This is a genomic window from Bradyrhizobium sp. CIAT3101, assembly GCF_029714945.1.
GTDB lineage: Bacteria > Pseudomonadota > Alphaproteobacteria > Rhizobiales > Xanthobacteraceae > Bradyrhizobium.
On record NZ_CP121634.1, the window covers coordinates 4762904 to 4776136 of the forward strand.

The 13233-nt window shown below is 64.4% G+C and carries 11 protein-coding genes; 4 read left to right on the forward strand and 7 right to left on the reverse strand.

The window, feature by feature from the left end:
• Window positions 1–30: 30 nt before the first annotated feature.
• Both QA645_RS22505 and QA645_RS22510 read right to left on the reverse strand, forming a co-directional pair.
• Window positions 31–1467 (reverse strand): efflux RND transporter periplasmic adaptor subunit, encoded by a 1437-nt coding sequence (locus QA645_RS22505; protein ID WP_283043965.1) that lies wholly within the window; start codon window positions 1465–1467, stop codon window positions 31–33.
• Window positions 1457–2932 (reverse strand): efflux transporter outer membrane subunit, encoded by a 1476-nt coding sequence (locus QA645_RS22510; RefSeq protein WP_254131385.1) that lies wholly within the window; start codon window positions 2930–2932, stop codon window positions 1457–1459. The genes QA645_RS22505 and QA645_RS22510 overlap by 11 nt, the downstream gene beginning before the upstream one ends.
• A gap of 397 nt (window positions 2933–3329) precedes the next feature.
• Between QA645_RS22510 and QA645_RS22515 the strand changes: the two genes are divergently transcribed.
• The 4 genes from QA645_RS22515 (at window position 3330) to QA645_RS22530 (ending at window position 7941) form a co-directional block, all read left to right on the forward strand.
• Window positions 3330–4643 carry an FAD-dependent oxidoreductase gene (locus QA645_RS22515; protein ID WP_283043966.1) on the forward strand — a complete coding sequence of 438 codons (1314 nt, stop codon included), beginning with the start codon at window positions 3330–3332 and terminating at the stop codon, window positions 4641–4643.
• A gap of 4 nt (window positions 4644–4647) precedes the next feature.
• Window positions 4648–5484 (forward strand): DUF1365 domain-containing protein, encoded by an 837-nt coding sequence (locus QA645_RS22520; protein ID WP_283043967.1) that lies wholly within the window; start codon window positions 4648–4650, stop codon window positions 5482–5484.
• Between the two features lie 95 nt (window positions 5485–5579).
• Entirely contained in the window at window positions 5580–6809 is a 1230-nt protein-coding gene (locus tag QA645_RS22525) for a cyclopropane-fatty-acyl-phospholipid synthase family protein (protein WP_283043968.1), read from the forward strand.
• A 97-nt stretch (window positions 6810–6906) separates the two neighbouring features.
• The gene (locus QA645_RS22530) at window positions 6907–7941 is read left to right on the forward strand and encodes a cysteine synthase A (RefSeq protein WP_283043969.1); all 1035 of its coding nucleotides are present in this window, start codon (window positions 6907–6909) and stop codon (window positions 7939–7941) included.
• Window positions 7942–7967: 26 nt separating this feature from the next.
• On the opposite strand, the gene QA645_RS22535 is transcribed toward QA645_RS22530, so the two are convergent.
• From QA645_RS22535 to QA645_RS22555, 5 genes are all read right to left on the reverse strand, one after another.
• Window positions 7968–8396, reverse strand: a complete 429-nt coding sequence (locus QA645_RS22535) for a hypothetical protein (protein ID WP_283043970.1) — start codon at window positions 8394–8396, stop codon at window positions 7968–7970.
• Window positions 8397–8580: 184 nt separating this feature from the next.
• Window positions 8581–9321: an amino acid ABC transporter ATP-binding protein gene (locus QA645_RS22540; protein WP_254131379.1), complete on the reverse strand. Its 741-nt coding sequence runs from the start codon at window positions 9319–9321 to the stop codon at window positions 8581–8583.
• Window positions 9322–9332: 11 nt separating this feature from the next.
• Window positions 9333–10853: an amino acid ABC transporter permease gene (locus QA645_RS22545; protein ID WP_283043971.1), complete on the reverse strand. Its 1521-nt coding sequence runs from the start codon at window positions 10851–10853 to the stop codon at window positions 9333–9335.
• Window positions 10850–12055 carry an ABC transporter permease subunit gene (locus QA645_RS22550; protein WP_283043972.1) on the reverse strand — a complete coding sequence of 402 codons (1206 nt, stop codon included), beginning with the start codon at window positions 12053–12055 and terminating at the stop codon, window positions 10850–10852. The genes QA645_RS22545 and QA645_RS22550 overlap by 4 nt, the downstream gene beginning before the upstream one ends.
• A 27-nt stretch (window positions 12056–12082) precedes the next feature.
• Entirely contained in the window at window positions 12083–13099 is a 1017-nt protein-coding gene (locus tag QA645_RS22555) for an amino acid ABC transporter substrate-binding protein (protein ID WP_254131376.1), read from the reverse strand.
• Window positions 13100–13233: the final 134 nt, after the last annotated feature.

Consider the following 13233-nt stretch of genomic DNA (forward strand, 5'->3'; position numbering starts at 1 on the left):
CGCCTCGTCGTCAGTCCGACTTTGTCCGGGTCATGGCTGCTTTGCTCCAGCCCCCGATGCACTCGGACTTGCACTTGGACTTGGACTTGCTCCTGGCCCCGGTGCCGGTCCGGTCTGCCCCTTCTGGTCGCCTTCGCTGCTTTTCCGCTTGGCGCGGAATTCGCCGTCCTTGCCCGATCCGTCCTTCGGCCCGTCCTTGGCCTGACCGCCCTTCCCGTCCCCCTGAGGCGCGCGCGTGCGCTTGCGCGGGGCGAGATCGGCCGAGGGCGTCTGCTCATCGCGGCCGACGATCACCTTGGAGCCGTCGGACAGATTGGCAAAGCCCGTGGTCACGACCCGGTCGTTCGGCGAAAGGCCGCTCGCAATGACCGCGTCATGCTCATTCTGCTGCGTCACCGTCACCGGCTTGGCCGAGACGATGTCGCCCTCGCCGATGACATAGCTGAACGTGCCGATCGGTCCGCGCTGCACCGCCGATGTCGGCACCACCAGCGCCTGCGACAATGTCTCGACCTTGAGGCGGACATTGACGAACTGGCCGGGCCAGAGCTGGTAATTGGCGTTGGGGAATTCCGCCTTGAGCTTGAGCGTGCCGGTGGTCTGGTCGACCTGGTTGTCGATGCCGGTGAGCTTGCCGGTGTCGATCACGGTGACGCCGTCATTGCCGAACACGTCGACTGCAAGCGAGCCCTTCGCTGCGGCCGCATTGACGCGCATGATCTGCTGCTGCGGCAGGCTGAACCACACCGCGATCGGCTGCAATTGCGTGATGACGACGAGGCCGGTGGTGTCGGCGGCGTGGATGATGTTGCCCTGGTCGACCTGGCGCAGGCCGGCCCGGCCCGACAGCGGCGCCACGATCTTGGTGTAGCTCAGCGTCGCCGCCGCGTTGTCGATCGCGGCCTGGTCAGCCTTGACCAGCGCCTCGGTCTGGGCGACCGCGGCGCGCTGGGTGTCGGCCTGCTGCTTCGAGCCGGCATTGGAGGCCGCGAGCTGCTCGTAGCGCGTCAGGTCGATGCGCTGGTTGGCGAGCTGGGCTTCGTCCTGCGCCTTCTTGGCGACGGCCTGGTCATAGGTCGCCTGGTAGAGCGCCGGGTCGATCTCGCCGAGCACGTCGCCCTTCTTGACGTCCTGGCCTTCGGTGAACTTCACGGCAATCAGCTTGCCGTCGACCTGCGAGCGAACGGTGACGGTGTTGAGCGCGCGGATCGCGCCGACCCCGTCGAGATAGACCGGCACGTCCTGGACCATGGGTGTCGCCGCCAGCACGGGCACCGGCAGATCGGGCCGCTGTTGGCCTCGACCGCCGGCCGCCTGTTGCGGCTTCTGCTGCATCACGGTCCAGCCGAGATAGCCGAGGCCGCCGAGGATCGCGAGCGTGATCAGGGTCATGACGAAGCCGCGGCCGCGCGACTTTTTCGCCGTCCCCTGTTTCGCGTTGTCCTTCGTTTCCGGCTTAAAGAGCATTGACCGGTTTCTCCATTCGCGGCTCCCAGCCGCCGCCAAGCGCCTGATACAGGCTGACAATGGCAAGAAGGCGTGCGAGCTGCGCCTGCGCCAGGGTGTCTTCGGCCTGGAACAGCGTCAGTTGGGTGTTGAGCACGGTGACGATATCGGCCGTGCCGGCGCGCAGTTGCTGCTCCGCAAGGTCGAAGGCGCGCCGCGAGGCGTTGACGACATCGCGCTGCAATTGCAGCTTGATCGTGGTCTGCTTGATCGAGAACAGCGCATTGTCGACGTCGGTGAAGGCCTGAACGATGGTCTTGCGGTAAGTCTGCAGCAGCTCTTCCTGCCGCGCTTTCGCGTACTCGAAATTGCCAAGGATCTTGCCGCCGTCGAAGATCGGCTGGGTCGCGCTGCCGACCAGCTGGAAGAACGCTGCGTGCGGCTGGAACAGCGAGACGAGCGCCGAGCTCTGATAGCCGCCATTGCCGGTGAGCTGGATGGTCGGGAAGAACTGCGCACGCGCATTGCCGATATTGGCGGTGGCCGAGGCGAGCTGCGCCTCCTGCCGGCGGATGTCCGGCCGCTGGGTCAGGAGCTCGGACGGCAGGCCGGGCGTGACCCGCGGGATCGCGATCCGGTCCAGCGAGCCGCCCGCGAGGCGCACGCTCTCCGGCGGACGCGACACCAGCACCGCCAGCGCATTGGTGTTCTGGTCGAGGGTCTGGCGCAGCGGTGGCACCAGCGCCTTCTGGTTGGCCAGCACGCTCTCCTGCTGGGCGACGTCGAGATCGGTGCCGGTGCCGGCTTTGCGGCGTTCCCGGATGGCATCGAGGATGCGCTGGGCGCTGGCGATGTTGCGCTGGGCGGTGCGCAGGCGGTCCTGCGAGGACAGCACCTGGAAATAGGCATTGGCGACGGCTGCGAGCGTCGTCAGCGCGACGGTGTCGCGGTCGAACCGGCTGGCATTGGCGGTCTCCTCCGCCGTCTGCAACGCGTCGCGGTTCTGGCCCCAGAAATCGAGCTGGTAGCTGGCACTCAGCGACGCGGAATAGTTGACGACTTCACGGCCGCCATTGGTAAGGCCCGACGCGCTCGAGCCGGACGTGCGCGAATACGTCTCCGAACCGCTTCCCGACAGGCTGGGCAGCAATGCCGCACCCGCCTGGCGCGCCTGGGCGTCGGCCTCCACGATCCGCGAGACCGCGGCCGCGATGTCGAGGTTGACGGTCTGCGCCTCCTCCATCAGCTGCGTCAGTTCGGTCGAGCGGAAGCCGCGCCACCAATCCAGCGTCGGCGGCGCATCCGCCTTCCCGGCGTATTTGTACTGCGTGGGGACATCGAGCGCGGGATCGGGAAGGTCCTGGGTGAGGACGCAGGCGCCCGAGCTCGAAGCCAGGCACACCACGGCGACCGCACGCAGCGTTCGCGACGCAGACCCGAGGAATTGCCGCTTCGCGACGGCCGGAACCCGCTGTGTCACATCCACCCCCTGCCAGGCAGATCACGCCGCCACCGCGCGGCCGGATTAGCCGATTCGCGGGCGGGCGGCTGGAGGCCTTTCTGTAGCTCGATCACAGCGTGATGCTTTCTGCGGAACCTGAATTTCATCCTAGCCGGGTGCGGAACTGCGGGACAGTCCCGCACCTGCGAAAAGCACGCCCGATCACAGCCGGTTCGAGACAACGAAAATACAAAAAGCTACTGTCCCGCAGGGACTTTTTGATTTGCCGTGCCACTCCGAAGCGCGTTCAAGCTTACCAAGATTTCATGTGATATTGCGGCCACACTGGCCGCGAGACCAGCGAACGCCGCCTTTGCTCCACTGAAACCTGCACCGCAACGCACCGTAGCTTGCTTCACACGAGGCAGGGACACTTTCACACATGCGCATCGCGGTCATCGGAACGGGCATCGCCGGCAACGCGGCGGCCTGGACGCTTTCGCAGCGCTATCCAGTGACCGTCTATGACCGCGAGCTACGCCCAGGCGGCCACAGCCACACCGTCACCATCGACTACAAGGGCACGCCGGTCGCGGTCGACATCGGCTTCATCGTCTACAACGAGCTCAACTATCCCGACCTGACCGCAATGTTCGCCCATCTCGGCGTCGAGACGGTGGCGAGCTGCATGAGCTTTGCCGTCTCAGCCGACCGCGGCCGGTTCGAATGGCGCGGCGGCGGCAATGACTGGCGGGAGACGGCGGCAGGCCTGTTTGCGCAGGCTGGCAACCTGCTCTCTCCGTCCTACCTGCGGATGCTCACGGAGATCCCGACATTCGGTCGGCAAAGTATCGACGATTTGCGCAACGGCCGCCTGAGCGGGCTGACACTCGGCGACTACGTCCAGCAACGGCGTTTCTCCAAACGGCTGCTGACCGACTATCTCGCACCGATGGGCGCCGCGATCTGGTCCGCGCCTGCGAACGAGATGCTCGACTTTCCGGCCGAGAACTTTGTCACCTTTTTCGACAATCATCGCCTGCTGCACTACGACCGCCCGGTCTGGCGCACGGTCAAGGGCGGCAGCCGGCGCTATGTCGAGCGGCTGCAGGCCGGGTTCAAGGATCGCGTCCGGCTCGGCTGCGCGGTCACGTCGGTCGAGCGAAGCCCTCATGGCGTCGTCGTCCATGACAGCCATGGTGGGTGCGAGACATTCGATCACGTGGTGATCGCCACCCACAGCGACCAGGCGCTCGCGATGTTGTCCGACGCAGACCCGCGCGAGCGCGACATCCTCGGTGCCATCCGCTATTCCCCGAACAGGGTCTATCTCCATCGTGACGTCAGGCTGATGCCGAAGCGCCGGCATGCCTGGGCGTCGTGGAATTTCCTGCGCTGGCAGCGCGAGGGAGATGCGACGAACGACGTCGCGGTGACCTACTGGATGAACAACCTCCAGGGCATCGATCCCGACATGCCGCTGTTCGTCAGCCTCAACCCGCCGTTCGAGCCCGCGCCCGAGCTCACCTTCGGCCATTACCTCTGCGAGCATCCGCAGTACAATGCGGCGGCCTTCGCCGCGCAGAAGCGGCTTGGCGAAATCCAGGGGACGCAGCACACCTGGTTCTGCGGCGCCTGGACCGGCTATGGCTTTCACGAGGATGGCCTGCGCTCGGGCCTTGGCGTCGCCGAGGCTCTCGGGGCGACTGCGTCCTGGCGCGCGGCACCAGTCGAGCTCGCGGAGGCCGCGGAGTAGCGCGATGGAGACGAGAGCCCTTCCCGCCACCGATGCCGCTGCGCTCTATTTCGGCGACGTCATGCATGCGCGGCTGAAGCCGATGGGCCATCGCTTCAGCTACCGCGTTATGAGCCTGCTGATTGATCTCGACCGGCTTGGCGAGGCCGACCGGCAGACGGCGCTGTTCGGCGTCAACCGCGCTGCGCTCTACAGTTTTCACGAGAAAGACCACGGCCCGCGCGACGGCTCCTCGCTGCGCACCTATGCGGAGGGCCGCGCGGCCGCACACGGCATCGACCTCGGTGGCGGCCGGGTCGAGCTGCTCTGTTATCCCCGCCTGCTCGGCTACGGCTTCAGCCCGCTCTCGGTCTACTTCTGCTATCGCGCAGATGGCCAACTGGCGCTGATGATCTACGAGGTGCGCAACACGTTTGGTGAGATTCATCCATACATCCTGCCGGTGCAGCCGGGTGAATGGACCGATGCGGGCCTGCGGCAGCAGCAGGACAAACTGTTCTACGTCTCACCCTTCATGCCGATGGCAATGCGCTACCATTTTCGTGTGTTGCCACCGTCCGACACGGTCAAGCTGCGCATTCTGGAGACCGACCGCGACGGCCCGCTGCTCGCGGCGACCTTCAGCGGTCGCCGCCGCGCCCTGACGTCCGCCGCCCTGCTGCGGTCGTTCGTTGCGTTGCCGCTCGTCAGCCTCAAGGTGATGGCGGCGATCCACTGGGAGGCGCTGCGGCTTTGGCTGAAGGGTGTCCGGCTGGTGCCACGGCCGAATGCCGCAGAGCAGCGTAACGGCGAAACCACCTTGGCGCACGACAAAGTGCATCCCTATATTGCTGATAGCTGACCGGTTGCGGGGCGCGCGCGGGTCCAGCGATAGAAGCGGGATAGGCGCGCTCGGCTCGCGGTCGGACAGTATCCGTTCAGTTGATGGATTTTCCGATGTCGAATGCCATCTCGGTGACGCCCGACGACGTCGAAACAGTGTTTGCCGACCTGCCGCGCATCGTCCGCCTTGCGCTGGCCTTCGGGGCGCGACTGCGGCGCGGTACGCTCGACGTCACGCTGCCCGACGGGCGCCTGATCCGGCTGGGCGGAAACGAGCCGGGCCCGAAGGCTGCGATGCGCCTCCACAATTACAGCGTCGCCGCGCGGCTGATCAATAGCGGCGATATCGGCATCGCGGAAGCCTATCTGGCCGGCGATTGGGATACGCCGGACCTGACGCAGTTTCTCTACCTGTTCTGCGTCAACCACGATCTGATCCAGGCGATGCTGCGTGACAAGCCGCTGATGCGGTTCGTCCAGATGGTGCAGCACTGGTTCAACCGCAACACCCGCCGCCAGGCGAGGCGCAACATCCACGCCCATTACGACATCGGCAATGCGTTCTACTCGGCATGGCTCGATCCGAGCATGACCTATTCCTCGGCCCTGTACGACGAGACCACCACGGACCTCACGGCCGCGCAGACCAACAAATATCGGCGCCTCGCCGAAGCGCTCGACTTGAAGCCCGGCCAGAAGCTGCTCGAGATCGGCTGCGGTTGGGGCGGCTTCGCCGAGTTCGCCGCCAAGACGTTTGGCGCGCGCGTCGTCGGCCTCACGATCTCGACCGAGCAGCGCGACTTCGCGCGCAAGCGCATCCACGAAGCGGGCCTCGCGGAGAAGGTCGAGATCCGGCTGCAGGATTATCGCGACGAGCGGGATCGCTACGACCGGATCGCCTCGATCGAGATGATCGAGGCGGTCGGCGAGCAGTTCTGGCCGCGCTATTTCGCCCAGCTGCGCGACCGGCTGCTGCCGGGCGGGCTGGCCGGCATCCAGGCCATCACGATCCAGGACAAGCTTTTCCAGGGCTACCGGCGCGAGGTGGACTTCATCCAGCGCTATGTGTTTCCCGGCGGCATGTTGCCCTCGCCCGCGGTGCTGAAGTCGCTCGGGGACCGGTTCAACGTCCCCGTCATCGGCGAGCGCATCTTCGGGCAAGATTATGCCAAGACGCTTGCCACCTGGCGAAATAACTTTCGCGCGGCCTGGCCGGGCTTGGTCCCGCTGGGCTTCGACGACCGGTTCCGGCGGCTGTGGGAGTACTATCTCGCCTATTGCGAGGCCGGATTCCTGTCCGGCAATATCGACGTCCGGCAGGTCATCTTCGCAAAGCAGCAATAAGAGTTTGCGCCCTCGCCTTGCAAGGGGTCGCTTGTAAGCCCGGCAACCCTACTTTAGGGTCTGGTGACTTCTCGCATCCAGCCGGTAATTGCCTGACATGACCATCAAAAACGACGTTGTCGACGCCATCGGCAACACCCCGCTCATCAAGCTCAAGCGCGCGTCCGAACTGACCGGCTGCACCATTCTCGGCAAGGCCGAGTTCATGAATCCCGGCCAGTCGGTCAAGGACCGCGCCGGCAAATGGATGATCCAGGAAGCCGAGAAGCGCGGCGAACTGAAGCCGGGCGGTCTCGTGGTGGAAGCGACCGCCGGCAACACCGGCATCGGTCTTGCGGTGGTGGCGAGCGCGCGGGGCTATCGCACGCTGATCGTGATCCCGGAGACGCAGAGCCAGGAGAAGAAGGATTTTCTGAAGCTGTGCGGCGCCGAGCTGCTGGAATCGCCGGCATTGCCCTACTCAAATCCGAACAACTACCAGCATGTCGGCCGTCGTCTTGCCGACGAGCTGCGCAAGACCGAGCCGAACGGCGTGCTGTTCGCCGACCAGTGGAACAATCTCGACAACGCCAAGGCACATTACGACTCGACCGGTCCCGAAATCTGGCAGCAGACCGGCGGCAAGATCGACGGCTTCGTCTGCTCGGTCGGCAGCGGCGGCACGCTCGCCGGCATCAGCCGTTTTCTGAAAGAGAAGAACAAGGATATCCGGATCGCCTGCGCCGATCCGCACGGCGCTGGCATGTTTGAATACTTCAGGACCGGCGAGGCCAAGGCAACGCCCGGCGACTCCATCACGGAAGGCATCGGGCTCGGCCGGAAAACCGCGATCGTCGAGAGCGCCAAGGTCGACGACGCCTATCTCATTCCCGATGCGGAAGCCGTCACGATGATCTACGAGCTGCTGCAGCACGAAGGCCTTTGCCTCGGCGGGTCCACCGGCATCAACATCGTCGGTGCAATGCGGCTAGCCAAGCAGCTTGGCCCCGGCAAAACCATCGTCACCATTCTCTGCGATTCCGGCAGCCGCTATCAGTCGAAGCTGTTCAACGCCGACTTCATGCGGGCCAAGAACCTGCCGGTGCCGGAATGGCTGGAGAAGCGCAGCAACATCAAGCTGCCGTTCGTCTAGGGTCGGGATGGCGGCGACCGCTCGCTTCAGGTGTAGCGGTCGCGGCTCGGCCAGAACAACAGCGCCAGCGTCAGCACGAGATTGGCAATGCTGCCGACGACCGTGCCGGTGTGCTCCTGGCCAAGCGCATAGGCCGGAAACTTCATCGCAACGACGTAGTCGACGATCATCAACGCGATCCAGGCCGGGACGACGCAGACCGGGTCCCAGCCGATGTCGCGGAAGCGCATCGAGTACAGTTCGATCGTCGCAATTGCGAAGAACGCCATCGCCGCGATGATTCCCCCGTTCTTTAGGAGATCATCGGGGCGGATATTGGCCGAATTGACGTTGCGCAGCACCGACATCGCGACCACGAAGCAGATCGCAGTCATCACCACCGCGAGCACGAGCGTGGCGAGGAAGAACTGCAAACGCCCCAGGCGGGTATTGAGGCCGAATACGAGGTCCAGCACGAGCGCCTCCGTTTTCAGGCCATAGGTGCAGAAAGAACTTTCGGACGCGTGAAGCGGCGGACGCGCAACCGTGGATATGGTTGAGGAGAGATTACGAAGCTCCGACGAGGTCGAGCCCAGGTTTGCCAAGGTTGAGGACGGAGGGTGGGCATGGCGCAAGGGCGCCTTTGCCCATCCTACGAGATCAGCGCAGGATCTGGCTCAGGAACAGTTTCGTTCGGGCGTGCTGGGGCGTGGCGAAGAATTCGTTCGGCGTGTTGGCCTCGATGATCTGGCCGGCATCCATGAACACCACGCGGTTGGCGACCTCCTTGGCAAAGCCCATCTCGTGGGTGACGACCAGCATGGTCATGCCCTCATCGGCCAGGTCGACCATGGTGTCGAGGACCTCCTTGACCATCTCGGGGTCGAGCGCCGAGGTCGGCTCGTCGAACAGCATCACCTTCGGGTTCATGGTGAGCGCGCGCGCGATCGCGACGCGCTGCTGCTGCCCGCCGGACATCTGCCCCGGAAACTTGTTGGCCTGGTGCGGGATCTTGACCCGCTCCAGGAATTTCATCGCGGTCTCCTCGGCGTCCTTCTTGGGGATGTTGCGGACCCAGATCGGCGCCAGCGTGCAATTGTCCAGCACGGTGAGGTGCGGGAACAGATTGAAGCTCTGGAACACCATGCCGACTTCGCGGCGCACCGCATCGACATGCTTGAGGTTCGGCCCGAGTTCGATGCCGTCGACGACGATCTCGCCCTCCTGGAATTCCTCGAGCGCATTGATGCAGCGGATCAGTGTCGATTTGCCGGACCCCGAGGGGCCGCAGATCACGATGCGCTCGCCCTTGTTGACCTCGAGGTCGATGTCGCGCAGCACGTGAAATTCGCCGTACCATTTGTTGAGGCCGGAAATGTTGACGATGGGATCTGCGGTCATGGTGAGCTCGATCAGTTGCGGCGGTGGGCGTTGAGGCGGCGCTCGACGAAGAGCGAGTAGCGGGACATTCCAAAGCAGAAGATGAAGTAGATGATCCCGGCGAAGGCAAAGCCGGTGAACAAGGTCGAGGGCGTCGACCATTTGGGGTCGGCGAACGAGGCACGCAGCGAACCCAGCAGATCGAACAGCGCGACGATCGACACCAGCGAGGTATCCTTGAACAGCGAGATGAAGCTGTTGACGAGGTTCGGGATGACGTGCCGCAGCGCCTGCGGCAGCACGATCAGCGACGTGGTCTTCCACCAGGACAGCCCGAGCGCCGCCGCTGCCTCCCCCTGCCCGCGCGGGATCGCAGCAAGGCCGCCGCGGACGTTCTCGGCCTGGTAGGCGCCCGTGAACAGCGCGATGCCGATCAGCGCGCGCACCAGGCCGTCGACGGTGAAATTGCCCGGCAGGAACAGCGGCAGCATGTAGGTGGCGAAGAACAGCACCGTGACCAGTGGCACGCCACGCCAGAACTCGATGAACGCGATCGAGAAGATCCGGATCAGCGGGATGGAGGCGCGCCGACCGAGGGCCAGCGCGATGCCGATCGGCAGCGAGGTGACGATGCCGGTCACGGAGACCACCAGCGTCACCAGGAGACCGCCCCAGAGATTGGTCGCGACGATCGGCAGACCGCCGCGGTCGAGCCCCATCAGCTTGATAACGATTGCGATGGTGACGAAGGTGGCGATGCTCGAGGCGAGCGCGCGCCATCCCGTGCGCATGCCGCCACTGAGGACAAAGGCGATCAACGAGACGAACGCCGTCGTGATGGCAAAATCGAGCCAGACCGACTGCCCTGACGCCTGGATCTGGTCGCGCAGCCAGGTCAACGGGAAGATCAGCCAATGAATCGCGGTGCCAGCCAGCACGATGAGATTGCCGACAACCCACAGCAGCGGCGCGATCGCCGATGTCTTGCTCAGGCTGAGCAGCACCTGCCCGGCGCTGACGATGCTGTCGTCGAACAGTTCCAGCAGGCCGGCAGTCCAGCTCAGGCCGAAGCCGCTGATGCCGCCGCCATGCAACAGGAAGAACGCGACGACCGGAAAGGCGAAGAAGAACAGGCTGGCGTTGAGGCCTTTGGCCGGCAGGCGCGGGATCAGCAGCGGCAGCAGCAGCGCGGCCGCCAGGATCAGCGTGAGATTGACCCGCCAGCGCTCGGCTTCCGGATAGAAGCCGTAGATCAGCTGCGGCAGCTTGGCCTGGATGTAGGGCCAGCAGGCGCCGACGGTGAATCCGGCGTTCTCAGCGAGGCAAGCCGTCCGATCCTGGCCGCTCCAGACCGCATCGACGATCAGGAACCTGACGGATGGAATGATGGTGAACCAGAGCAGCAGCGCGCCCAGGATCGTCAGGAGAATGTTGGTCGGCGAATTGAACAGGCGGGTGCGCAGCAGGCCGACAAAACCGGTGGTCTTCACCGGCGCGGGCCGCTCGGCGACCAGGTCATCGCGGACGAAGGATGACGCGGTGATGTCGGTCATGCGCCGAGACTCCGGCTGAGGCGCCAACTGTAGACGCTCATGACGGCGCTGGTGATGAGCGAGATCAGGAGGTAGACGCCCATCGTCGTGGTGATGATCTCGATCGCTTGGCCGGTCTGGCTGAGCGACGTGCCGGCCCACACCGAGAAGAGATCCGGATAGCCGATCGCGACCGCCAGCGAGGAATTCTTGGTGAGGTTGAGGTACTGGTTGGTCAGCGGCGGCACGATCACGCGCATCGCCTGTGGCACCACGATCAGCCGCAGTGTGGTGCCACGGCTGAGGCCGAGCGAGGCCCCCGCCTCCATCTGGCCGGCGTGGACGGACAGGATACCGGCGCGCACGATCTCGGCGATAAAAGCCGCAGTGTAAGTCGACAGCGCCAGAGTCAGCGCTACGAATTCCGGGATGATGCGCGCGCCGCCGGCGAAATTGAATCCCTTGAGTTGCGGCAGCTCGACCGTAAACGGCAGACCGAACACCAGCATCGTCACAAGCGGCAGCCCAATGACGAGGCCCAGCGCGTAAGGCCAGATGCGGATCATCTGCCCGCGCTGGAACAGCGCTCGTCGCGCGTAGACGCGCAAGGCCAGCGCCGCCAAGATGCCCAAGGCCAGCGCCGCCAGGAACGGCTCCAGACCGGCCTGGCCGATCGGCTGCGGAATGACGAGACCGCGATTGCTGATGAAGGCGATGCCGAGAAACGAGATGCTCTGTCGCGGATTGGGCAGCGCCGCCAACACCGCCAGGTACCAGAACAGGATCTGGAACAGCAGCGGCAGGTTGCGGATGATCTCGACATAGATCTCGCCGACGCGCGACACCAGCCAGTTCGGCGACAGCCGGCACAGCGCGACGATGAAGCCGATCACCGTGGAGAACACGATGCCGACCACAGAGACGACGAACGTGTTTAATAGGCCGACCACGAACACCCGCAGGAACGTGTCGGAGCCGGTATAGGAGATCAGGGTCTGGTTGACGTCGAAGCCGGCGTTGTTCGAAAGGAAACCGAAGCCGGTGGCAATGTGCTGGTTCTCGACGTTGGTGCGCGCGTTCGAGATGATCTCGTAGGCGATCCAGCCCAGCACCGCCGCGAAGGCAAACTGGACGGCGACGCCGTTCCAGCCTGCCTTGCCACCCAGAAGGCGCCTGATCTTCAGGGCGATCTGGAGCGGCGGTTTACGAGCCTCGGTGCTCATTGCCGTGTGCCGACCGATCGGGCGGAATCAGCGGATCGGCGGCGCGTACTGAAGACCACCCTTGTTCCAGAGATTGTTCAGACCGCGGTTGATGGCGAGCGGCGAGCCGGCGCCGACGTTGCGATCGAACACTTCGCCGTAATTGCCGACGGCCTTGACGATGCGGATCACCCAGTCCTTGGTCAGGCCGAGCTGTTCGCCGAAATTGCCGTCGGTGCCGAGCACGCGCTTCAGCTCCGGATTTTCCATTTTGGCTTTCTCGTCGACGTTCTTCGAGGTCACGCCGAGCTCTTCGGCGGTGATCATGGCGAACAGCGTCCATTTCACGATGTCGAACCACTGGTCATCGCCATGGCGCACCATCGGTCCGAGCGGCTCCTTCGAGATGATCTCCGGCAGAACCATATGGTCGTTGGGATTGGCGAGCTTCAGACGGTTGGCGTAGAGGCCCGACTGGTCGGTGGTGAAGACGTCGCAGCGGCCGGCCTCGTAGGCCTTGACGGTTTCGTCGTTGGTGCCGAACGCGATCACCTCGTACTTCATGTTGTTGGCCTTGAAGTAGTCGGCGAGGTTCTGCTCGGTGGTGGTGCCGGTCTGCACGCAGACCGAGGCACTGTTCAGTTCCAGTGCGGAATTCACCTTGAGCGACTTCTTCACCATGAAGCCCTGCCCGTCATAATAGGTCACGCCGGTGAAGTTGGCGCCGAGCGAGGTGTCGCGCGAGATGGTCCAGGTGGTGTTGCGCGAGAGCACGTCGATCTCGCCGGACTGCAGCGCGGTAAAGCGGTCCTTGGCCGAGGTCGGCACGTATTTGACTTTGGTCGGATCGTTGAAGATCGCAGCCGCAATGGCGCGGCAGACATCGACGTCGAGGCCGGTCCAGTTGCCCTTGTCGTCGGGCGAGGAGAAGCCGGGCAGGCCCTGGCTGACGCCGCAGGACAGTGTGCCCCGATCCTTGACGGTCTTGAGCGTTTGCGCGTCGGCGGCCTGGGCAGAGAGGCCGGCGGCGAGAGCAAGAGAGAGAGCCAGGGTTACGCGTTTCATGGGCTTCAAGCCTTTCAAAGTCATCTCAACGTCAGGAACGGTGTCTCTGCCAAGACTTTCCCTGCACAAAGGGCAGCCTTGCAAGAGTCATGCTGGAATACCTTGCCGAACACTCGCCGATGCTGGGAGGCCAT